Below are 21,588 nucleotides of genomic sequence, written 5' to 3'. Positions count from 1 at the left end.
ACGGCATAGGGTGCAGTGGTATCCTGTGCGCCCATTTGCCGCCGACGCCCAATGGCCTCGCGTAGCTTTGCCCGATTCAAGGTGATGCCATGACTACCCGCACCGAGGCTGTAAAGGCCTACCTGCTTGACCTGCAAGACCGCATTTGCAGCGCCCTGGAAACCTTTGAGACGGACACTCGCTTTATCGAAGACGCCTGGACCCGGCCTGCCGGCGGTGGCGGTCGCACCCGTGTGATCGAAAACGGTTCGGTGATCGAAAAAGGCGGCGTTAACTTTTCTCACGTATTCGGCAGCGGTTTGCCACCGTCCGCCAGTGCACACCGCCCAGAGCTGGCCGGTCGTGGCTTTGAAGCCCTCGGCGTGTCGCTGGTGATCCACCCGCACAACCCTCATGTGCCGACGTCCCATGCCAACGTGCGTTTTTTCATCGCTGAAAAAGAAGGCGAAGAGCCGGTGTGGTGGTTCGGTGGTGGCTTTGACCTCACTCCGTATTACGGCAACGAAGAAGACTGCATCCACTGGCACCGTGTTGCCGAGCAGGCCTGCGCACCTTTTGGCCCGGACGTGTACTCGCGCTACAAGGCCTGGTGTGACACCTACTTCCATATCAAGCATCGCAACGAACCCCGTGGTATCGGCGGCCTGTTTTTCGATGACTTGAACGAGTGGGACTTCGACACCTGCTTCGCCTTCATCCGCGCCATCGGCGATGCCTATATCGATGCTTATCTGCCGATCGTGCAGCGTCGCAAAGCCATGGCCTATACCGAGCAGCAGCGCCAGTTTCAGGAATTCCGTCGCGGCCGCTATGTTGAATTCAACCTGGTCTACGACCGTGGCACCCTATTTGGTCTGCAATCGGGCGGGCGTACCGAATCGATCCTGATGTCGCTGCCGCCGCAAGTGCGCTGGAGCTATGACTGGAAGGCCGAGGCCGGCAGCGAAGAGGCGCGGCTCACTGATTACTTCCTGCAAGACCGCGACTGGCTTGGCGTTGTCGCGCCTAAGGCGGCGGTCTGATGGATCGTTATGTTGTCTTCGGCAACCCCATCGGTCACAGCAAGTCGCCGCTGATTCACCGCATGTTCGCCGAGCAGACCGGCGAACAATTGGACTACAGCACTTTGCTTGCGCCCTTGGAGGATTTCACCGGTTGTGCCCGTGAGTTTTTCCAGCAAGGCCGTGGCGCTAACGTCACCGTACCGTTCAAGGAAGACGCTTACCGTCTGGCCAATAGCCTCACCGAGCGCGCTCAACGCGCCGGTGCGGTGAACACCCTGAGCAAGTTGGCCGATGGCACGCTGCTGGGTGATAACACCGACGGCGCGGGCCTGGTGCGCGACCTGACGGTAAACGCCGGGTTGAGCCTGCAAGGCAAACGCATCCTGTTGCTGGGTGCCGGTGGCGCGGTACGCGGGGCGTTGGAACCGTTACTGGCTGAGCGTCCTGCTTCATTGATCATCGCCAATCGCACTGTGGAAAAGGCTGAATTGCTCGCCGAGTTGTTCGACGACTTGGGCCCGGTGTCGGCCAGTGGTTTCGACTGGCTGCGTGAGCCGGTGGACGTAATCATCAATGCCACGTCTGCCAGCCTGTCAGGCGATTTACCGCCGATTGCCGGCAGCTTGATAGAACCGGGCAAGACCTTTTGCTACGACATGATGTATGCCAAGGAGCCGACCGCGTTTTGCTGCTGGGCGGCTGAGCAAGGTGCAGCTGTGGCAATGGATGGCCTGGGCATGCTGGTTGAACAGGCCGCTGAAGCGTTCTTTCTATGGCGCGGTGTGCGCCCGGATTCGGCGCCGGTGTTGGCTGAACTGCGCCGTCAGTTGGCGCAGTAATCAATCTTCAAACTGGATGGGGCAGTTATCGGCCCCTTCCAGTTTCTTCAGCTCTTCAACCACCTGCGGCCGTGCCCCGCGCAGTGTCAGGCTACGCCCCAACCCCTTCAATCTCCGCGCCTCCTGGTGCAGCATCTCTACCCCGGAATAGTCGATAAAGTTGATCTGCTGCGCCTCGATCACCACCCGCTTGCCCTGCAAACTTTGCAGGCGCACTTGCAGGTAATGGCTGGCGCCAAAAAAGATCGAGCCGCCGACTCGCAATATATCTTCGTCACCGTCTCGCCATTGTTGAACCCGTGGCTGCGACGTGCGTTTGAGATAGAAAAACAGCGACGCCAGCACCCCTGCATAGATCGCCGTTTGCAGCTCCAGTAATAACGTGGCGACACAGGTCAGGCTCATCACCACAAACTCTGCACGGCTGACGCGAAACAGCGCGCGAATAGCACGATGATCCACCAAGCCCCAGCAAATCAGCAGGATGCTCGCCGCCATGCTCGGAATTGGAATATGCGCGATCAATGCCGCACCAAATAACGCAAACAGCGCCACCCATAACGCGGAAAACACCCCGGCCAACGGCGAGCAGGCGCCTGCCTCGTAGCTGAGGCCTGAGCGGGTAAAGGAACCGGCCGACAGATAGCCGGAGAAAAATCCGCCTACGATATTGGATAAACCCTGCGCGCGAACTTCCTGATTCGCGTCGAGCAACTGTTGCGAACGAGCCGACAGCGAGCGGGCAATCGACAGGCTGGTTACCAGTCCCAGCATGCCCACCGCCACGGCACTGGGCAGCAGGCGCAGGATCATGTCCAGGTCCAACGGTAACGGGCTGAACGGCGGCAGTTTGCCGATAAACGAACTGACCAACGCCACATGCCCGAGCATCGCCGGCCATAGCCACGTTGCCAGGCTACCCAGGGTCAGTGCGATCAGTAGCGTTGGCCAGAGAGGCACGAGGTATTTGAGCAAAGCACCCACCAGCAACGTCCCGATCCCCAGGACAAGGGACGCGTGGTCCCACTCGCCAGCATGGTGGATCAGCGCCAGCAGGCTATTGATTGCGGTGGCCTGGCTCGGCAAATCCAGCCCCAACAGGTTCGGCAACTGCCCCAGGGCAATCACCACGGCGGCGCCCAAGGTGAAACCCAACACCACCGAATGGGAGACAAAGTTCACCAGTGCGCCAAAGCGCAGCATGCCCAGCAGCCACTGGAATACGCCGGCGAGAAAGGTGAGCAACAGGATCAAGGTGATGTAGTCCTGCGACCCCGGCACGGCCAATGGGCTCACGCTGGCATAGAGCACGATGGAAATCGCCGCCGTGGGGCCACAGATCAGGTGCCAGGATGAACCCCACAGGCACGCGATCAGCACCGGGATGATGGCGGCGTACAGACCGTACTCCGGTGGAAGACCGGCGATCAGCGCGTAGGCAATCGATTGGGGCAGTGCGAGCACGGCGCCGCTGAGGCCGACCAGCGCGTCCCGGCCCACAGTGGCTCGGGTTTGACGCGGGAGCCAGCTGAGGAAGGGGAAGAGTGTATGGCGGTTGGGCCGGGGCATTTATAACTCGGCTGAAAAGGTTTGACTCAGGGTATCAGTACACACTGGTCCTTGTGGGAGGGGGCTTGCTCCCGATATAGGTGGACCCGTCTAAATCTCTCTGACTGGCACTCCGCTATCGGGAGCAAGCCCCCTCCCACATTGGAATAGCGCAAGGCCCTAGAGTTTGGCCTTTACTGCCGGCAACGCGTCCTTGCCATCCACGGTTTTCACCCCATCCAGCCACTTATCCAATACTGCCGGATTGGCCTTGATCCATGCCTTCGCCGCATCGGCGTTGCTGACCTTGTTGTTGGCCACTTCGGCCATGATGCTGTTCTCCATCTCCTGGGTGAAACTCAGGTTGGTCAGCAGTTTTCCTACGTTCGGGCAGGCTTGTGCATAACCTTTGCGGGTCAAGGTATAAACGCTGCCGGTGTCACCAAAATACTTTTCCCCACCTTTGAGGTAGTGCATTTTCAACTGCACGTTCATCGGATGCGGGGTCCAACCGAGGAAGGTGACGAAGCGCTGTTTCTTCACCGCCCGCGACACTTCCGCGAGCATCGCTTGTTCGCTGGACTCGACCAGCTTCCATTGGCCCAGATCAAAGTCATTCTTCTTGATGATCTCCTGCAACGAGATATTCGCCGGCGCGCCGGAGCCGATGCCGTAGATCTTCTTGTCGAACTTGTCGGCAAATTTGTTCAGGTCGGCGAAGTCATGCACACCCGCGTCCCACACGTAGTCCGGCACGGCGAGGGTGAACTCGGTGCCGTCGAGGTTTTTCGCCAGTTGCACCACATCGCCATTGGCCACGAACTTGTCGTAAAAACCCTGCTGCGCGGGCATCCAGTTGCCGAGGAACACATCCACCTGGCCGTCTTTGAGCCCGCCAAAGGTAATCGGCACCGCCAGGGTGTCGACCTTGGGTTTGTAGCCCATGCCCGTCAGCAGAAAACCGGTGATGGCATTGGTGGCCGCGATATCGCTCCAGCCCGGATCGGCCATTTTTACGGTTTCACAGCTGGTGTCTGCATACACATTGGCGCTGCCCAGCACCAGCATGCCCACTATCACAGATAACTTTTGCATGGCCTTCCCTCTGTATTTATTGGTTTTGGCAGGGTTGTGGATAACGTGCCTTGCGCTCCAGGTCATCGAGGTCGATATGGTTGCGCATGTATTGCTGACTGGCGTCGACCAGTGGCTGGTGATCCCAGCTCTTCAGCTTGCCTTGGGTCAGCGCCTCAAACACCAGGCGTCGACGGCGTTGGCTGGCGAGCACCTGCTGGTGGATCGCCGGGATGTCCCATTTGGCCCGCGCCTCAGCCAGGAAGGCGTCGAACAGTGCCCGGTGCTGCGGCGACTGGCTGAGTTCTTCCTGCTCCCGTGGGTCGTTGTGAACATCGAACAATAGACAAGGGTCGTCTTCGCTGTAGATGAATTTGTAGGCGCCACGGCGAATCATCATCAGCGGGCTGATGGTGCCTTCGGCCATGTATTCGCCGAACACTTCGTCGTGCCCGCCCTGCCCTTGCAAGTGCGGGATCAGCGAGCGGCCATCGAGTGGCAGGTGTGGGTCGAGTTGACCGCCGGCCAGTTCCACCAGGGTCGGCAGCAGGTCGGCGGTGGACACGGCGTTGGACACGCGGCCCGCCGCAAACTGCCCCGGAGCGCAGATCAGCAGCGGCACGCGGGCTGCCATTTCAAACCAGTGCATTTTGTACCAGAGGCCGCGCTCGCCGAGCATGTCGCCGTGGTCGCCGGAGAACACGATAACCGTGTCGTCGGCCAGGCCGGTGTCTTCCAGGGTTTGCAGCAGCTTGCCGACATTGCTGTCGATGTAACTGCAGGCGCCAAAGTAAGCCCGGCGCGCATCGCGGATCTTATCCACAGGCAGCGGCTTGTCCCACAGGTCATAAACCTTGAGCAGGCGCTGGGAATGCGGGTCGAGATCACTTTGCGCGGGCGTTGCAGGCAAGGGAATGTCGTTGTCGTCGTACAGATCCCAGAACGGCTTGGGAATGGTGTACGGGTCGTGGGGATGGGTCATGGATACGGTCAGGCAGAACGGCTGGTCGCCGTCCTCACGAATATGGTCGAACAGGTACTGCTGGGCCTTGAACACCACCTCTTCGTCAAAATCCAGCTGATTGGTGCGCACGCAAGGACCGGCTTGCAGCACCGAGGACATGTTGTGGTACCAGCTGGGGCGCACGTCCGGCTCGTCCCAGTTCACTGCCCAGCCGTAGTCGGCGGGGTAGATGTCGCTGGTCAGGCGTTCCTCGTAGCCGTGCAGTTGGTCGGGGCCGCAGAAATGCATCTTGCCCGATAGCGCAGTGCGGTAACCGAGACGACGCAGGTAGTGAGCGTAGGTCGGTACATCGGCGGGGAAATCAGCCGCGTTGTCGTAGGCGCCAATCTTGCTCGGCAATTGGCCGCTGACCAAGGTAAAGCGCGACGGCGCGCACAGCGGGCTGTTGCAATAGGCGGCGTCGAACACCACGCCTTGCTCGGCGAGGCGGCTCAGATTCGGCAGCTTGATCGGGGAGGAACCGTAGAACGGCAGCATCGGCGCGGCCATTTGATCGGCCATGATGAAAAGAATGTTCTTGCGCTTCATGGGTTCTCGGCATTCCATAGGCGGTGTTTATGCGATTGAGCATGCGGCCCATGGAAAATGGGGTAAAGCCCATGAAAAGCAATGTCTAGGATAAGCACAGCTTATGTATGAATCCCTTGGTGACCTGTCCCTCGACCTGCTGCGCGCGTTTGAAGCGGCGGCACGTCATCGCAGCTTTACCGCCGCCGCGATGGAGCTGGGCACCACTCAACCAGCGATCAGCCAGCAGATCAAGCGCCTGGAAGAACAGTTGGCGGTCCGCCTGTTTGATCGCATCTACCGCGGCATCGAACTGACGGACGCCGGCGCCTTGCTGTTCGAGCATGTGCAAGGTGGCCTGCAAACCATTAATCAGGGCCTCAGCGCCATCACCCAGCAGGATCAGCACGAAGTCCTGCAAGTGGCCACCGACTTCGCCTTCGCGGCCTACTGGCTGATGCCGCGCCTGCACCGTTTCCATCAGGCCAACCCTCAGGTCGATGTGAGCCTGGTGACCAGCGAGCGCAACCACGCCACCTTGCGCAGTGATATCGACGTGGCGGTGCTGTTTGGCGATGGCCGCTTCAAGCAGGGCGACAGCCTGTGGCTGTTCAATGAGGAAGTGTTCCCGGTGTGCAGCCCGCAGTGGCTCAAGGACCAATCCGCGCCGCTGACGTTACAGAATCTGCACGATGTGCCTTTGCTGCACTTGCGCCAGGAAAACAACAGCCAGTGGTTCGACTGGAGTGGCGTATTCCGCGAGCTGGGCATCAGCGCTGCGCCCACTCCCGGCCAGCTTCGCTTCGACAACTACACCTTGCTGATCCAGGCAGCGATTGCCGGCCAAGGGGTGGCGATCGGCTGGCGCCATTTGGTGGATAACCTGCTGGAACAGAACTGGTTGTGCCGACCGATCGGCAACACGGTGATTTCGCGCTTTGGCTATTACGTGGTGCAGCCCCAGCGCAAGCGGCGTGGACAGTTGGTCGAACGTTTCGTCGACTGGTTGCAGGCAGAACAGGCCAGCAGCGCGCAGTCCCTGACCGGACTGGCCCTGCCGTCGATTGCGGTCTAGGATTTGCCGCACATTGGATCCGGAGTCCGTCATGCAACGTATCAAGGGTTACCACGCCCATATCTACTTTGACGCAAGCACCATTGAGCAGGCGCGCACCCTGTGCGAAGACGCCGCCAAACTCTTCCCACTGCGTATGGGACGTGTGCACGAAAAACCCGTAGGCCCACACCCGGACTGGAGCTGCCAGTTGGCGTTCGACCCCGAATACATCGGCGTGGTGCTGCCGTGGCTGGTGATCCATCGCAACGGTTTGGTGGTGTTCCTGCACCCTGATACCGGTGATGACTTGAAGGATCACACCGACTACGCGATCTGGATGGGTGCGATGCGCGAGCTGGACCTGTCGGTTTTTTAACCTCTCTTTATCAGATGAAACCCGTTCCTTCCCGCAGTAAAAGGCGAGGAAGTTGTAGGATTTATCTTGTTTCGTCTCACTATATGGGACTGTTATTTATATATTGAGATATATCCGGCCATAGGTTTATATTCGCCCATCTGCTTTTTTCAGCACCCACTCATTTCAGGTGAAGCGATGCAGGCGCAATTGATCGCGCTCGATTGGGGGACCAGCTCCCTTCGTGCTTATAAACTCGGCCCCGCGGGCGTAGTGCTGGAACAGCGCTCGCTGGCGTCGGGCATCATGCATTTGCCCAGCGAGCCCCGGGACATCGCCGGTGTGCGCTGCAGCGATGGCTTCGAGTTGGCGTTCGATACGGCGTGCGGCGATTGGCTCGACGCCCAACCCAATCTTGCGGTGATTGCCTGCGGTATGGTCGGCAGCGCCCAAGGCTGGAGCGAAGCGGCGTATCGCAGTACGCCGGTCGACGTCGCCAGCCTGGGCAAGGCGTTGCACACGGTACGCAGCCTGCGCGGTGTCGATGTGCATATCGTGCCCGGCGTGATCGAGCAGGTCGGCTTGCCCAACGTGATGCGCGGCGAAGAAACCCAGGTGCTGGGTGTGCTGCAAAGCCTGTCGGTCGCTGGTGAATTGCTGATCGGCCTGCCCGGCAGTCATTCCAAATGGGTCGAGGTGGTGGAAGGTTGCATCACCCACTTCGATACCTTCATGACCGGTGAACTGTTCGCGGTGCTGAGCAAGCACAGCCTCTTGGGGCGTACGCAAAAGGTATCCGAGCAGTTCCAGGCCGAGGCTTTCGACCGCGGCGTTCAAGTGGCGCTGTCAAAAGATGGCCAGCGCGGCGTGCTGTCGACCTTGTTCAGTGCGCGCACCCTGGGCCTGACCGCCGAACTCACCCCTGAGCAGCAGCCCGATTACTTATCCGGCCTGCTGATCGGTCATGAACTGGCCGGCTTGCCAGCCAGTGCACGGCACATCCCCATCATCCTGGTAGGCGCCGGCCCGCTGTGCGTGCGCTACCAACGCGCCCTCGCCCTCTGCGGTTTCGCCCACGTCAGCCTGGCGCAGGAAGCGACCGAGCGCGGCCTGTGGCAACTGGCAGTGGCCGCCGGGCTCACTCAACCTGCAACGGAGGCCTGACATGCTCAAGCAAGCACTCGCACAAAACGGTTTGATCGCGATCCTGCGCGGCCTGCGCCCTGACGAGGCCCAGGCGGTCGGCCAGGTGCTGTACGACGCCGGTTTTCGTGTGATCGAAGTCCCGCTGAATTCGCCGGACCCTTACACCAGCATCCGCACCCTGCGCGACAGCCTGCCCGCCGATTGCCTGATCGGTGCCGGGACGGTGTTGACGCCGGAGCAGGTCGAGCAGGTCAAAGCCGCTGGCGGCCAGGTGATCGTTATGCCCCACAGCGATGCCAAGGTCTTGCGCGCCGCGAAAGCCGCAGGCCTGTACCTGTCGCCGGGGGTGGCCACGCCCACCGAAGCGTTCGCCGCGCTGGACGAAGGCGCCGACGTGTTGAAGCTGTTCCCGGCCGAGCAAATGGGCCCGGCGGTGATCAAGGCGTGGCTTGCAGTATTGCCAGCCGGCACGCTGTTGCTGCCGGTGGGCGGCATCACCCCGGACAACATGCAGGTGTTTACCGATGCCGGCGCCAAAGGGTTCGGGCTGGGTTCCGGGTTGTTCAAACCGGGTATGACAGTGGATCAGGTAGCGAGCCGCGCCCAAGCGTATGTCGCCGCATGGAAAGCCCTGAGCTGATATCAAGTTCCGCGCCCCTGGCGCTGCATCTATAAGAGAGATAACAGATGAAAATCACCAAACTGACGACCTTTATCGTCCCGCCGCGCTGGTGCTTCCTCAAGGTTGAAACCGACCAGGGCGTGACCGGTTGGGGTGAGCCCGTGGTCGAAGGCCGCGCTCACACTGTGGCCGCTGCCGTCGAGGAACTGTCCGACTACCTGATCGGCAAAGACCCACGCAATATCGAAGACATCTGGACCGTGCTCTACCGCGGCGGCTTCTACCGTGGCGGCGCTGTTCACATGAGCGCCCTCGCGGGTATCGACCAGGCGCTGTGGGACATCAAGGGCAAGGCCCTCGGTGTGTCCGTCAGCGACCTGTTGGGTGGCCAGGTGCGCGACAAGATTCGCGTGTACTCGTGGATCGGCGGCGACCGCCCGGCCGACACCGCCCGCGCTGCCAAAGAGGCCGTGGCTCGCGGTTTTACCGCCGTGAAAATGAACGGCACCGAAGAATTGCAATTCGTCGACAGCTTCGAAAAAGTCGACCTGGCCCTGGCCAACGTGGCTGCCGTGCGTGATGCGGTCGGCCCTAACGTGGGCATCGGCGTCGACTTCCATGGCCGGGTGCACAAGCCCATGGCCAAGGTGCTGATGAAAGAGCTGGACCCGTACAAGCTGATGTTTATCGAAGAGCCGGTGCTTAGCGAAAACTACGAAGCGCTCAAGGAACTGGCACCGCTGACCAGCACGCCGATTGCCCTGGGCGAGCGCCTGTTCTCGCGTTGGGACTTCAAGCGCGTGCTCAGTGAAGGCTACGTCGACATCATCCAGCCGGATGCCTCCCACGCCGGCGGCATCACCGAAACCCGCAAGATCGCCAACATGGCCGAAGCCTACGACGTGGCCCTGGCCCTGCACTGCCCGCTGGGCCCGATCGCCCTGGCGGCGTGCCTGCAACTGGATGCGGTTTGCTACAACGCGTTTATCCAGGAGCAAAGCCTCGGCATTCACTACAACGAGAGCAATGACCTGCTCGACTATGTGCGTGATCCGGGCGTGTTCGACTATGACCAGGGTTTCGTGAAGATCCCTAACGGGCCGGGCCTGGGCATTGAGATCAACGAGGAATACGTGATCGAACGCGCCGCCATTGGCCACCGCTGGCGCAACCCGATCTGGCGTCATGCTGATGGCAGCTTTGCCGAGTGGTAATAGCCTCTGACTGAATTAATGCGGTCAAAAAATGTGTGAGGGGGCTTGCCCCCGATAGTGGTGTGTCAGCTAGCACATCCATAGCAGGCAGACTGCAATCGGGGGCAAGCCCCCTCCCACAGGTTGATCCGATTTCTTCAGTCAGCTCAGTTTCAGTCCTCAACAAACATAAGAAGAGGCAACCCCCATGCACCCTGAATCCTTCACCGGGCAGGCTTCTTTAGTCACGCCTACCAGAAAGCGCTTCTTCATCATGGTGCTGTTGTTTATCACCGTGGTGATCAACTACCTCGACCGCAGCAACCTGTCGATTGCCGCCCCGGCGTTGACCAGCGAGCTGGGCATCGACCCGGTACATGTCGGGCTGATTTTCTCGGCGTTCGGCTGGACCTATGCCGCCATGCAGATCCCCGGCGGTTGGCTGGTGGATCGAGTGCCGCCGCGTATCCTCTACACCGTCGCCTTGCTGTTATGGTCCATCGCCACGGTGATGCTCGGCTTCGCTGCCAGCTTCATCGCGCTGTTTGTATTGCGCATGGCCGTTGGCGCGCTCGAAGCCCCGGCCTACCCGATCAACAGCCGCGTGGTCACCACTTGGTTTCCTGAGCGTGAGCGCGCGACGGCGATCGGTTTCTACACCTCCGGGCAATTCGTCGGGTTGGCGTTCCTCACGCCGGTACTGGCTTGGCTTCAACACTATTACGGCTGGCACATGGTGTTTGTCGTGACCGGTGGTGTCGGTATTTTGTGGGCGGGGATCTGGTACGCCGTGTACCGCGAGCCGAAGGACTTCAAAGGCGCCAACGACGCTGAAATCCAACTGATCCGTGATGGCGGCGGCCTCGTGGATATGCAGGAAAAAGCCACCAAGGCACCATTCAGCTGGGTCGACCTGGGCATCGTGCTGAGCAAGCGCAAGCTCTGGGGCATCTACCTGGGCCAGTTTTGCCTGAACTCAACGCTGTGGTTTTTCCTGACGTGGTTCCCAACCTACCTGGTGAAATATCGCGGCATGGACTTCATCAAGTCCGGCCTGCTGGCGTCGCTGCCGTTCCTGGCCGCGTTTGTGGGTGTGCTGTGTTCGGGGATTTTTTCCGACTGGCTGATTCGCCGAGGCGCTTCGGTGGGTTTTGCGCGTAAGTTGCCGATCATTGGCGGGCTGTTGATTTCCACGGCGATCATCGGCGCCAACTACGTGGACTCAACGGCGTGGGTGATTGCGTTCCTGGCGGTGGCGTTCTTTGGTAACGGCCTGGCGTCGATTACCTGGTCGCTGGTATCGACCCTCGCGCCTGCGCGTTTGCTGGGTCTGACCGGCGGCGTATTCAATTTCATCGGCAACCTGTCGGCGATTGCCACGCCCATCGTGATTGGCTTTTTGGCCAGCGGCGATTCGTTTGCGCCGGCGATTACCTATATTGCGGTGCTGGCGTTGCTTGGGGCGCTTTCTTACATATTGCTTGTAGGCAAAGTCGAACGTATTGAGCTGAATGAATAACCTGTGGCGAGCGGGCTTGCTCTGGCAAGCCCGCTCGCCAGTAAGACCTTAGTTCAGAACACCATCAAGAATTTCGTAAACGATGCCGGTGCCCACCGCGATCAACACCACATCCGGCCCCGAACGGCGCCATTCGTAACCCGGGTAAACCGGCAGGCGCGCCAGGGCGCGGTTGTCCAGGCGTTCGCCGTAGTAACCGCGCGGTAGCGGCTGGCCGCGTACCAGGCGCACATTCGGCGGCGGCGGCGCGCCACGGGAGAACTGGCCGTGGTTATCGTGGATGATCTGGCGCACCGGGCCGAAGTCCTGAGGTGGGCCGCCGCGACGGTTGGCCTGCGGACCGCGATGGTCGTCGCCACGTTGCTCGTGCTGGCCCTGTGGGCCGCCACGGTCATCACCTCGCTGGTCAGGCGGTGCGGCTTGCACCAGGGCGCTGGCGCCAAGCACCAGTACGCCTAGACCTGCAATCACGGATTTGGGCATTTTCATCGGGTATTCCTCAGGGCACACAAACAAAAAAGGGATTTCGAACGAGGTTCGAAATCCCTTGGTCTTGCTGTTTAGGCCGTGAAGCTGCGAGTTGATTCCTCTGTATCAGGAACTTTACCTCTCGCTACATGGCGCTTACTTACGGGCGTTACGCACACCTTCCGACAGCGCCGCGCAATGGCTTAACACCCCGTCGATGGCTTGTTGGTCGTTGCTGGCATTGGCGATGTGATCGATCAACGCCGACCCCACCACCACACCGTCCGCCAAGCGCGCGATAGCGGCGGCTTGTTCCGGTGTGCGGATACCAAAACCGATGCTGATCGGCAGGTCGGTATGGCGACGCAGGCGGGTCACGGCCTCTTCGACATGCTCCAGAGTGGCGGCACCGGCACCGGTCACGCCGGCTACCGAAACGTAGTACACAAAGCCTGAGCTGCCGTTGAGGACGGTTGGCAGACGCACGTCGTCGGTGGTCGGCGTGGTCAGGCGGATAAAGTCGATACCCGCCGCTTGCGCCGGGTCGCACAGCTCGCCGTTATGCTCAGGTGGCATGTCGACCACGATCAGGCCATCTACACCGGCCTCTTTGGCGTCGGCGATGAACTTAGGCACGCCGTATTTGTGGATTGGGTTGAAGTAACCCATCAACACCAGCGGAGTGTCGTTGTTGTCTTTACGGAACTCGCGAACCATCTGCAGGGTTTTCAGCAGGTTCTGCTTGGCTTCCAGGGCACGGATGTTTGCCAGTTGGATGGCTGGACCGTCGGCCATCGGATCTGTGAAGGGCATGCCCAGTTCGATCACATCGGCGCCAGCAGCAGGCAAGCCTTTGAGGATCGCCAGCGAGGTGTCATAACCGGGGTCACCGGCAGTGACGAAGGTCACCAAGGCGGCGCGGTTTTGTTCTTTCAGTTGCGCAAAGCGGGTTTGCAGGCGGCTCATCAGTGTTTCTCCTGCTGGGCGGTTTCCATGTGATGCATGACGGTCTGCATGTCTTTGTCGCCACGTCCGGACAAGTTGACCACCATCAGGTGATCCTTCGGCAGGGACGGTGCGCGCTTGAACACTTCGGCCAGCGCGTGGGCGCTTTCCAGGGCAGGAATGATCCCTTCCAAGCGGCAGCATTTGTGGAAGGCCTCAAGGGCTTCGTGGTCAGTCACCGAGGTGTACTGGACGCGGCCGATATCGTGCAACCAGGCGTGTTCCGGGCCGATGCCGGGGTAGTCGAGACCGGCGGAAATCGAGTGGGCATCGATGATCTGGCCATCGTCGTCCTGCAGCAGGAAGGTACGGTTGCCGTGCAGCACGCCCGGTACGCCGCCGTTGAGGCTGGCGGCGTGCTTGCCGGTTTCGATGCCATGGCCGGCGGCTTCAACGCCGATGATCTCGACGCTGGTGTCGTCCAGGAAGGGGTGGAACAGGCCCATGGCGTTAGACCCGCCGCCGATGCACGCCACCAGGCTGTCCGGCAGGCGGCCTTCCTGGGCTTGCAGCTGAGTGCGGGTTTCCTTGCCGATCACGGCCTGGAAGTCGCGCACCATCGCCGGGTACGGGTGTGGGCCGGCCACGGTGCCGATCAGGTAGAAGGTGTCGTCGACGTTGGTTACCCAGTCACGCAGGGCTTCGTTCATGGCGTCTTTCAGGGTGCCTGTGCCGGCGACCACGGGGATTACTTCAGCGCCCAACAGTTTCATGCGGAATACGTTGGCCTGCTGGCGCTCGATGTCGGTAGTGCCCATGTAGATCACGCACTGCAGGCCGAAACGCGCTGCGACGGTGGCAGTGGCCACACCGTGCATGCCGGCGCCGGTCTCGGCGATGATGCGTTTTTTGCCCATGCGCCGTGCCAGCAGGATCTGGCCTATGCAGTTGTTGATCTTGTGCGCGCCGGTGTGGTTAAGCTCTTCACGCTTGAGGTAGATCTTGGCGCCGCCGCAGAACTCGGTCAGGCGTTCGGCGAAATAGAGTGGGCTTGGGCGGCCGACGTAGTCGCGCTGGAAGTAGGCCAATTCTTCATTGAACGCCGGATCAATCTTGGCCGCTTCGTATTCGCGGGCCAGGTCGAGGATCAACGGCATCAGGGTTTCGGCGACGTAGCGGCCGCCGAACGCGCCAAACAAGCCGCTGGCGTCAGGGCCGTTGCGCAGATCGGTCTGGGACTGAGTCATGGGACGCTCCAGGAAAGAAGATGTGTAAGAAACAATGAGGGCCACTCTACCTCTCACGCCCCAGGCTGAAAACCGATAAGATTGCCGCAACCTGTCAGGAAAACTCACAGATGAGTCGAGACCTTCCGCCCCTCAATGCCCTGCGCGCCTTTGAAGCCACCGCTCGGCTTAATAGCGTCAGCCAAGCTGCTGAGCAATTAAACGTGACCCACGGTGCAGTCAGCCGGCAGTTGAGGGTGCTGGAGGAGCACCTGGGGGTGAGCCTTTTCGCCAAAGATGGGCGCGGCCTTAAACTCACAGATTCCGGCGTTCGACTTCGGGATGCCAGTTTCGAGGCGTTCGAACGTTTAAGGGATGTCTGCGCCGAACTGACTCAGGCCAGCGCCGATGCGCCCTTCGTGCTCGGCTGCTCGGGGAGTTTGCTGGCGCGTTGGTTGATCCCGCGCTTGGGGCGTCTGAACTCAGACTTGCCGGACTTGCGCCTGCACTTGTCGGCGGGTGACGGCGACCTTGATCCTCGGCGTCCCGGTCTCGATGCCCTGCTGCTATTCGCCGAGCCACCTTGGCCGGCGGACATGCAGGTGTATGAGCTGGCCAGCGAACGCATCGGCCCGGTGATGAGCCCGCGCTTTATCGGTTACGAGCGTCTGCGGCTCGCGCCCGCCTCGGCTTTATGTGGCGAAGCGCTGCTGCACACCACATCGCGTCCGCAAGCCTGGCCCAGTTGGGCGCAGCAACACGGCATCGCGTCCGGCGCGTTGAAACACGGCCAGGGTTTTGAGCATTTGTATTATTTGCTGGAAGCGGCGGTGGCCGGGCTGGGTGTAGCGATCGCTCCGGAGCCGTTGGTGGCGGAGGACTTGCGTGCAGGTCGCCTGGTGGCGCCGTGGGGTTTCAGTGAAACCCCGGCGCACCTGGCATTGTGGCTACCCAAGCGCGCCGCAGACGGGCGCGCCGGGCAACTGGCGCAGTGGCTCAAAGCTGAGCTGATGCGCCAGCCTGTTTAGCCGGTCAATCAGTCACCGCGTTTGCAGAGCAGGTACGCCGCCAGCAGGCCCAATGCGCCTACCGCCACACCGGCTGTAGTCCATGGGTGCTCTTGGGCGTAGTCGCGGGTAGCAACGCTGGTTTCGCGGATTTTGACTTTGCTTTCTTCATAGGCGTCGCTGATCAGGTGGCGGGAGTGCTTGAGAGCATTCTCGGCGTTACTTTTCAGGGCCTTCAACGTTTTGCGCGACTCATCGGACGCATCGTCCTTGAGGCTTTCAAGGGACTTGAGCAGGCTCGAAATCTCGGCTTCCATGCTTTCCAGCGACGCTTTACGTAAAGAAGTGTTGGCCATTTGGACTCTCCTGAAGTGATTGAGTGGCGTGTGTAGATACCGACTCCAGCGGTTTCAGAAAGTGCAGTAAATCTGAACTTTCGAGTGGGAATGACCGCCAGAAGCAGTACGAATATTCACTGCTAGTCTTGATTGACGACCCCTAGGAGAAACGCCATGAGTGATCATCACACCTACAAGAAAGTCGAATTGGTTGGCTCGTCGACCACGAGCATCGAAGACGCCATCAACAACGCCATTGCTGAAGCCAACAAAAGCATCAAGCACTTGGAGTGGTTTGAGGTGACTGAAACTCGTGGGCATATCGAAAATGGCAAGGTCGCCCACTACCAGGTCACCCTCAAGGTGGGGTTCCGAATTGCCAGTAGTTGATAGGGCGAGTTGAACTTTGCTGGCTGGCCGATTGCCATAACCTGCGCTACAAACAATGGGTGCCGACGTGATGAGCGTCGGCACACTCTTTTCGATCAGCGCAAGGAAAGTAACGGATGAAGAAGTTCCTGTTAGCGGTAGGTTTGTTGAGCATTGCGGGCACAGCCCTGGCGGCGGGCAAGCCTTGTGACGAACTGAAAAGCGAAATTGCAGCGAAAATCGACGCCAAGGGCGCTTCGGGTTATTCGCTGGAAGTGGTGGATAAAGGCGCCTCAACCGACGCTAAAGTGGTCGGTAGCTGTGAAGGTGGTACCAAGGAAATCGTCTACAAGCGCGGTTAATCCTGTGTTGCAGACATAAAAAACCGACGCAGGTGCGTCGGTTTTTTTTCGCCTGGGTGTTAGCCCTTCATCACTTGCGCCAGCAGCTCGTAGGAATGAATCCGGTCGGCGTGTTCGTACAGGTCGCTGGTGAAGATCAACTCATCGGCGCTGGTCTGCTCTACCAACACCTCCAGCTTGGCGCGGATCTTCGCCGGGCTACCCACCATCGCCAGGCCGAGGAAACTGCCTACAGCGTCTTTTTCATGGGGCAGCCACAGGCCATCCATGGTATCGACCGGCGGTCGCTGCACCAGGCTTTGCCCGCGCATTAGCGCAAGGATGCGTTGGTAAACCGAGGTGGCCAGGTAGTCGGCCTGTTCGTCAGTGTCGGCCGCCACCAGCGGAATGCCGAGCATCACGTAGGGCTTGTCCAGCACAGCAGACGGCTTGAAGTGATTGCGGTAGACGCGAATCGCCTCGTGCATCAGACGCGGTGCGAAATGCGAGGCGAAGGCGTAGGGCAAACCGCGTTCGCCTGCCAGCTGTGCGCTGAACAGGCTGGAACCGAGCAACCAGACCGGCACGTTGGTGCCGGTGCCGGGTACGGCGATCACCCGTTGGTCCGGCGTGCGTGGGCCCAAGTAGGCCATCAGTTCGGCCACGTCTTGCGGGAAGTCATCCGCGCTGCCGGAGCGCTCACGGCGCAGGGCACGGGCGGTCATCTGGTCGGAACCTGGCGCACGGCCAAGGCCCAGGTCGATACGTCCGGGGTAGAGGCTTTCCAGGGTGCCGAACTGTTCGGCGATCACCAGCGGCGCGTGGTTGGGCAGCATCACGCCGCCGGAGCCGACGCGGATAGTCGACGTGCCGCCGGCCAGGTAACCCAGCAATACCGAGGTGGCCGAGCTGGCGATGCCGTCCATATTGTGGTGTTTAGCCACCCAAAAACGGTTGTAGCCAAACTTTTCCACGTGCTGGGCCAAATCCAGGGAATTGCGCAACGACTGCGCCACACTGCCGTTGGCCCGTACGGGCACCAGGTCGAGGGTCGAGAACTTCACGTCGGACAGCGATTTCATAAGCCTGCTTCTCCAATTGGGGCGCAGGCTTTTTAGACGATCCAAAACCTGCCGCTTCATGTGCATGTTCTATGCAATGAGGGCATATACCCGAGATTCAATAGCGAGGGTGGAAATTTCCTACTGAATTGCTAGGTTTCTCCGACAAGATGAACTTTGCCATGCTGACTATCCTCAGAACCCTTACTGACGCAAAACCACCGTTCGAGGAGAAAGCTATGAGTATCGTTAAAAAAGCATCCGCGCATTGGGAAGGCGACCTTAAGACTGGCCTGGGTTCCATCTCCACGGAAACCGGCGTGCTGCGCGAAGCGCCTTACGGCTTCAAGGCCCGTTTCGAGGGTGGCAAGGGTACCAACCCAGAAGAACTGATCGGCGCGGCCCATGCCGGCTGCTTCTCCATGGCGTTTTCCATGATTCTGGGCGATGCGGGGCTTAAGGCTGACAGCATCGACACCCAGGCCGAAGTGACGTTGGACCAAGTGGATGGCGGCTTCGCGATCACTGCGGTGCATCTGGTCCTCAAGGCCAAAATTCCCGGCGCGAGCCAGGCGCAGTTTGATGAGCTGAGCAAGAAGGCGAAAGAAGGCTGCCCGGTGTCCAAAGTGCTGAATGCGAAAATCAGCCTGGATGCCACGCTGGTTAACTAACACAGCAGGTCCACTGTGGGAGGGGGTTTGCTCCCGATAGCGGTCGGTCAGTTACAGAAATGTTGACTGATGCGCCGCTATCGGGAGCAAGCCCCCTTTCACGTTCAATTCTGAGTTAAATCAGAACTCGGGTTTCCAAACTGTGGTCGAATAGCCATATGCAGCCTAGGCGCACACCCGTGCGCACTGTATTCAGGGAGCTTCACACATGAAACGTTTTGCCTTGGCGATCATCTGCGGTGTGTTGGCCACTTCGGCCGTGGCCGCGCCGAAAGATTGTGAAGAGCTTAGGAAAGAGATCGAGGTCAAGATCCAGGCTAACGCTGTGCCGTCCTACACGCTTGAGATCGTTAGCAAGGAAGAAGCTGAGAAGCACGACGTGGCCATGGTCGTCGGCAGTTGTGAGAACGGCACCAAAGCAATCGTTTACCAAAAAAACAACGACTGATCAGAGGCAGTTCACGCTGCGTTCTTCAGCCAGTAATTGGCGGGCAGCGTTATACAGGCGGATATTCGGCGTGTAGCCCAGTGAGCGCCCTTCCAGGCGATAGCGTTGGCCAGCTTCGAAATGGTCGTACTGCAGGGTTATGAAGCAGGTTCGCTCGGTCGTTTGGCCAAAGCTGCTGAAATTTCCGCCCGTAGGCACTTCAAAATCGAAACGAACCATCAGCTCGTGGCTGCCAGCCGGGAATTGGAAGTAACGTCCATCGTTAAGGTTCTTGCCGTCCAGGCGCTGCGCCATCACCAGCTTGGCACCCGGCGTCGGCGTCGCAAAATCAATCCAGGCTTGTTGCGGATCGGCGGCAGGCATCGGGGTCGACGTACAGGCGCTGATGAACACGGCGGCGACACAAAGCAAGAGCTGACGCATGACAGGCACTCGGTGATAGGACGGGTATCGCGGTCAGTATAAACACGAACCTATCACCCAGGAGCAGTGAGGGCATGGTCAGGCGTTTTCTTCCGGGGTTGATGGTTGTGCTGCTCAGCGGTTGTTCCAGCATTAGCTATTACGGCCAACTGGCGGGTGGCCAATGGCAGCTTTTGCAGGCTCGGCAGCCGGTTTCAGCGGTCGTCGCTGACTCCTCCCGCCCGCAGCAGCTACGTGACCATTTGGCGCAGTCTCAGAAAGCGCGAACCTTCGCCAGTGAACATCTGCACCTGCCTGACAATCAGAGTTACCGGCTGTACGCCGATATTGGTCGGCCTTATGTAGTCTGGAATGTGTTCGCCACGCAGGAATTTTCCCTGTCTCCTGAAAACCACTGCTTCCCCATCGCTGGTTGCGTCGCTTATCGCGGCTATTACAGCCAAGGTGCCGCGCGGGGTGAGGCTGCGTTGTTGCGCCAGCGAGGCATGGATGTATCGATTGGCGGTGTTGAGGCCTATTCCACGCTGGGTTGGTTTAATGACCCGATCATCAGTTCAATGATGAACTGGGGCGATGAACGTCTGGCCACGCTGATCTTCCATGAGTTGGCGCATCAGCGTTTTTATGTGAAGGACGACACCGAGTTCAACGAGTCATTTGCCAACTTTGTCGAGCAGGAAGGCACTCGCCAATGGCGCGCCGCCCGAGGTCTGGCTCCGCTGAGCGATGCGACGTTAAAGCAGCGTGACCAATTTATCCAACTGATCCTCGATACTCGAAAGCGCCTGGAAAAGCTCTACGCCCAGCCTTTGGTCGCCGCGCAGATGCGCCAGGCCAAGGCGGCCGAATTCGAGTACTTGCGCCGTGAGTACGGGAAGATGCGCGACAACCAATGGGGTGGGGACAAGCGCTATGACGCTTGGATCAACCAGCCGATGAACAACGCGCGGTTGCTACCGTTCGGGCTGTATGACCAGTGGGTGCCGGCATTTGCGGCGTTGTTCCGGCAGGAAGGTGGGGATTGGCTGAAGTTCTATGCTGCGGTGGAGAAGTTGGGTGGGTTGCCTGTAGTGCAGCGCAAGGCTGCGTTGAGGCAGTTGGAGGGAGGTTGAGCTCTAGGGACTCATCGGGGGCAAGTCCCCCACAGTTTTTCAACATGCGGGAAGACGCTTGCCCCCAATGGCGGCTTCAAGGGCGCTGCAAAAACGCCTGATGCATCTGCGCCAACGTCTCGAAGTGCCAGGTCGGCGCCTCGGCGTTCAACTCTTCGAAACTACCAAACCCATAACCGACGGCTGCCGAATCCAGCCCGTTGCTACGCGCGCCGATCAGGTCGTGCTTGCGATCACCAATCATCAAGGTGTTCGCCGGGTCCAGGCCTTCCTCGCGCATCAGATGGGCGATCAGCTCGACCTTGTTGGTCCGCGTCCCATCAAGTTCGCTGCCGTAGATCACCTTGAAGTGCTTGGCAAAGTCGAAATGCCTGGCGATTTCACGGGCGAATTCCCACGGCTTTGAGGTGGCTACATACAGCTGGCGACCTTGGCTGTTCAAGTCTTCCAGCAGCGGCATCACGCCGTCGAACACGCGGTTTTCATACAGCCCCGTGACTTTGAAGCGCTCGCGATAGAAATTCACCGCCTCCCACGCCTTGGCTTCATCGAAGTCGTAGAACTGCATGAATGCTTGCAGCAACGGCGGGCCGATGAAGTGTTCGAGTTTGGTCAGGTCCGGTTCATCAATGCCCAGTTTGCCGAGGGCGTATTGGATCGAGCGGGTAATGCCCTCGCGTGGATCGGTGAGGGTGCCGTCCAGGTCGAACAAAACGGTTTGGTAATGCAGGCTCATTGGTCAAATCCTTCAGCCAAGTGCAGGTCTTTGAGCTTCACGTAGTTCGCGGCGCTGTAGGTGAAAAATGCGCGCTCCTTGTCAGTCAGCGCGCGGATTTGTTTAACCGGACTGCCGACATACAAGAAGCCGCTGTCGAGTTTCTTGCCCGGTGGCACCAGGCTGCCGGCGCCGATAATCACGTCGTCTTCCACCACGGCGCCGTCCATCACGATGCTGCCCATGCCGATCAGGATGCGGTTGCCCACGGTGCAGCCGTGCAGCATGACTTTGTGAGCGATGGTCACGTCGTCGCCGATCAGCAGTGGGAAACCGTCCGGGTTGAAGGGGCCTGCGTGGGTGATGTGCAGCACGCAGCCATCCTGCACGCTGGTGCGCGCACCGATGCGGATGCGGTGCATGTCGCCGCGAATCACGGTCAGCGGCCAAACCGAGCTGTCGGTGCCGATTTCGACATCGCCGATCACCACCGCCGAAATATCGACAAAAGCCCCGGCGCCCAGGGTTGGCGTGTGGTTCTGATAGGTGCGAAGGGTCACGATAGCCTCTCTCTCT

Annotated in this window: 25 protein-coding genes; 14 read left to right on the top strand and 11 right to left on the bottom strand. The window is 59.8% G+C overall.

Annotated elements, in window-relative coordinates:
* The first annotated feature begins 89 nt into the window (after positions 1–89).
* Both hemF and aroE read left to right on the top strand, forming a co-directional pair.
* Positions 90–1,022, top strand: a complete 933-nt coding sequence (hemF, locus tag ACKZ62_RS28395) for an oxygen-dependent coproporphyrinogen oxidase (RefSeq protein WP_032885127.1) — start codon at positions 90–92, stop codon at positions 1,020–1,022.
* Positions 1,022–1,843 (top strand): shikimate dehydrogenase, encoded by an 822-nt coding sequence (gene aroE, locus ACKZ62_RS28390; protein ID WP_447096151.1) that lies wholly within the window; start codon positions 1,022–1,024, stop codon positions 1,841–1,843. The genes hemF and aroE overlap by 1 nt, the downstream gene beginning before the upstream one ends.
* Here aroE and ACKZ62_RS28385 read toward each other — a convergent pair whose 3' ends face one another.
* The 3 genes from ACKZ62_RS28385 to betC form a co-directional block, all read right to left on the bottom strand.
* Positions 1,844–3,412, bottom strand: coding sequence for a SulP family inorganic anion transporter (locus ACKZ62_RS28385; protein WP_447096150.1), 1,569 nt, complete (start codon positions 3,410–3,412; stop codon positions 1,844–1,846).
* 159 nt (positions 3,413–3,571) lie between these two features.
* Complete coding sequence (gene choX / locus ACKZ62_RS28380; RefSeq protein ID WP_032885123.1) at positions 3,572–4,486, bottom strand: choline ABC transporter substrate-binding protein; 915 nt, start codon at positions 4,484–4,486, stop codon at positions 3,572–3,574.
* A gap of 16 nt (positions 4,487–4,502) precedes the next feature.
* Positions 4,503–6,017, bottom strand: coding sequence for a choline-sulfatase (gene betC, locus ACKZ62_RS28375; protein WP_447096149.1), 1,515 nt, complete (start codon positions 6,015–6,017; stop codon positions 4,503–4,505).
* A 103-nt stretch (positions 6,018–6,120) separates the two neighbouring features.
* Here betC and ACKZ62_RS28370 point away from each other — a divergent pair, with 103 nt between their 5' ends.
* The 6 genes from ACKZ62_RS28370 to ACKZ62_RS28345 all read left to right on the top strand — a co-directional run bounded on the left by ACKZ62_RS28370 (position 6,121) and on the right by ACKZ62_RS28345 (position 11,888).
* On the top strand, positions 6,121–7,071 hold the full coding sequence (locus tag ACKZ62_RS28370) for a choline sulfate utilization transcriptional regulator (RefSeq protein WP_032885121.1): 951 nt from the start codon (positions 6,121–6,123) through the stop codon (positions 7,069–7,071).
* Between the two features lie 31 nt (positions 7,072–7,102).
* The gene (locus ACKZ62_RS28365; RefSeq protein WP_032885120.1) at positions 7,103–7,429 is read left to right on the top strand and encodes a DOPA 4,5-dioxygenase family protein; all 327 of its coding nucleotides are present in this window, start codon (positions 7,103–7,105) and stop codon (positions 7,427–7,429) included.
* A gap of 177 nt (positions 7,430–7,606) precedes the next feature.
* On the top strand, positions 7,607–8,572 hold the full coding sequence (locus tag ACKZ62_RS28360) for a 2-dehydro-3-deoxygalactonokinase (RefSeq protein WP_032885118.1): 966 nt from the start codon (positions 7,607–7,609) through the stop codon (positions 8,570–8,572).
* A gap of 1 nt (position 8,573) precedes the next feature.
* A complete protein-coding gene (locus tag ACKZ62_RS28355; protein ID WP_099601821.1) occupies positions 8,574–9,194 on the top strand; it encodes a 2-dehydro-3-deoxy-6-phosphogalactonate aldolase in 621 nt (206 codons plus the stop codon).
* Between the two features lie 47 nt (positions 9,195–9,241).
* Complete coding sequence (dgoD, locus tag ACKZ62_RS28350; protein ID WP_003170741.1) at positions 9,242–10,390, top strand: galactonate dehydratase; 1,149 nt, start codon at positions 9,242–9,244, stop codon at positions 10,388–10,390.
* Between the two features lie 187 nt (positions 10,391–10,577).
* Complete coding sequence (locus ACKZ62_RS28345; RefSeq protein ID WP_095185281.1) at positions 10,578–11,888, top strand: MFS transporter; 1,311 nt, start codon at positions 10,578–10,580, stop codon at positions 11,886–11,888.
* Between the two features lie 48 nt (positions 11,889–11,936).
* Here ACKZ62_RS28345 and ACKZ62_RS28340 read toward each other — a convergent pair whose 3' ends face one another.
* The 3 genes from ACKZ62_RS28340 to trpB form a co-directional block, all read right to left on the bottom strand.
* Positions 11,937–12,377, bottom strand: a complete 441-nt coding sequence (locus ACKZ62_RS28340) for an anti-virulence regulator CigR family protein (protein ID WP_032885113.1) — start codon at positions 12,375–12,377, stop codon at positions 11,937–11,939.
* 135 nt (positions 12,378–12,512) lie between these two features.
* Positions 12,513–13,322, bottom strand: coding sequence for a tryptophan synthase subunit alpha (gene trpA / locus ACKZ62_RS28335; protein WP_032885112.1), 810 nt, complete (start codon positions 13,320–13,322; stop codon positions 12,513–12,515).
* Positions 13,322–14,548, bottom strand: a complete 1,227-nt coding sequence (gene trpB, locus ACKZ62_RS28330; RefSeq protein WP_032885111.1) for a tryptophan synthase subunit beta — start codon at positions 14,546–14,548, stop codon at positions 13,322–13,324. The genes trpA and trpB overlap by 1 nt, the downstream gene beginning before the upstream one ends.
* A gap of 110 nt (positions 14,549–14,658) precedes the next feature.
* On the opposite strand from trpB, the gene ACKZ62_RS28325 reads away from it, so the two are divergent.
* Positions 14,659–15,555, top strand: coding sequence for a LysR family transcriptional regulator (locus ACKZ62_RS28325; protein WP_447096148.1), 897 nt, complete (start codon positions 14,659–14,661; stop codon positions 15,553–15,555).
* An 8-nt stretch (positions 15,556–15,563) separates the two neighbouring features.
* Here ACKZ62_RS28325 and ACKZ62_RS28320 read toward each other — a convergent pair whose 3' ends face one another.
* Positions 15,564–15,890, bottom strand: a complete 327-nt coding sequence (locus tag ACKZ62_RS28320) for an ElaB/YgaM/YqjD family protein (protein ID WP_032885107.1) — start codon at positions 15,888–15,890, stop codon at positions 15,564–15,566.
* A gap of 156 nt (positions 15,891–16,046) precedes the next feature.
* Between ACKZ62_RS28320 and ACKZ62_RS28315 the strand changes: the two genes are divergently transcribed.
* Positions 16,047–16,262, top strand: a complete 216-nt coding sequence (locus ACKZ62_RS28315) for a dodecin (protein ID WP_032885105.1) — start codon at positions 16,047–16,049, stop codon at positions 16,260–16,262.
* 116 nt (positions 16,263–16,378) lie between these two features.
* The gene (locus ACKZ62_RS28310; RefSeq protein ID WP_032885104.1) at positions 16,379–16,603 is read left to right on the top strand and encodes a DUF1161 domain-containing protein; all 225 of its coding nucleotides are present in this window, start codon (positions 16,379–16,381) and stop codon (positions 16,601–16,603) included.
* Between the two features lie 59 nt (positions 16,604–16,662).
* Here the strand turns inward: ACKZ62_RS28310 and ACKZ62_RS28305 are convergent, their stop codons facing one another.
* Positions 16,663–17,664: an LLM class flavin-dependent oxidoreductase gene (locus ACKZ62_RS28305; protein ID WP_447096147.1), complete on the bottom strand. Its 1,002-nt coding sequence runs from the start codon at positions 17,662–17,664 to the stop codon at positions 16,663–16,665.
* 218 nt (positions 17,665–17,882) lie between these two features.
* Between ACKZ62_RS28305 and ACKZ62_RS28300 the strand changes: the two genes are divergently transcribed.
* The gene (locus tag ACKZ62_RS28300) at positions 17,883–18,314 is read left to right on the top strand and encodes an OsmC family protein (protein WP_065926832.1); all 432 of its coding nucleotides are present in this window, start codon (positions 17,883–17,885) and stop codon (positions 18,312–18,314) included.
* A 208-nt stretch (positions 18,315–18,522) separates the two neighbouring features.
* Positions 18,523–18,762, top strand: coding sequence for a DUF1161 domain-containing protein (locus ACKZ62_RS28295; protein WP_032885100.1), 240 nt, complete (start codon positions 18,523–18,525; stop codon positions 18,760–18,762).
* On the opposite strand, the gene ACKZ62_RS28290 is transcribed toward ACKZ62_RS28295, so the two are convergent.
* A complete protein-coding gene (locus ACKZ62_RS28290; protein ID WP_122756180.1) occupies positions 18,763–19,185 on the bottom strand; it encodes a PA0061/PA0062 family lipoprotein in 423 nt (140 codons plus the stop codon).
* A 74-nt stretch (positions 19,186–19,259) separates the two neighbouring features.
* Between ACKZ62_RS28290 and ACKZ62_RS28285 the strand changes: the two genes are divergently transcribed.
* A complete protein-coding gene (locus ACKZ62_RS28285) occupies positions 19,260–20,297 on the top strand; it encodes an aminopeptidase (RefSeq protein WP_099601824.1) in 1,038 nt (345 codons plus the stop codon).
* Between the two features lie 76 nt (positions 20,298–20,373).
* Here ACKZ62_RS28285 and ACKZ62_RS28280 read toward each other — a convergent pair whose 3' ends face one another.
* Together ACKZ62_RS28280 and ACKZ62_RS28275 are read right to left on the bottom strand one after the other, a co-directional pair.
* Entirely contained in the window at positions 20,374–21,033 is a 660-nt protein-coding gene (locus tag ACKZ62_RS28280; RefSeq protein WP_339483993.1) for an HAD family hydrolase, read from the bottom strand.
* Positions 21,030–21,572, bottom strand: a complete 543-nt coding sequence (locus ACKZ62_RS28275; protein ID WP_099601826.1) for a gamma carbonic anhydrase family protein — start codon at positions 21,570–21,572, stop codon at positions 21,030–21,032. Before ACKZ62_RS28275 ends, ACKZ62_RS28280 begins: the two co-directional genes overlap by 4 nt.
* Between the last annotated feature and the right edge of the window lie 16 nt (positions 21,573–21,588).

It is taken from the genome of Pseudomonas sivasensis (assembly GCF_052938085.1).
The sequence above is the reverse complement of the archived record's forward strand: the minus strand, read 5'-3'. Positions and strand labels throughout refer to the sequence as shown.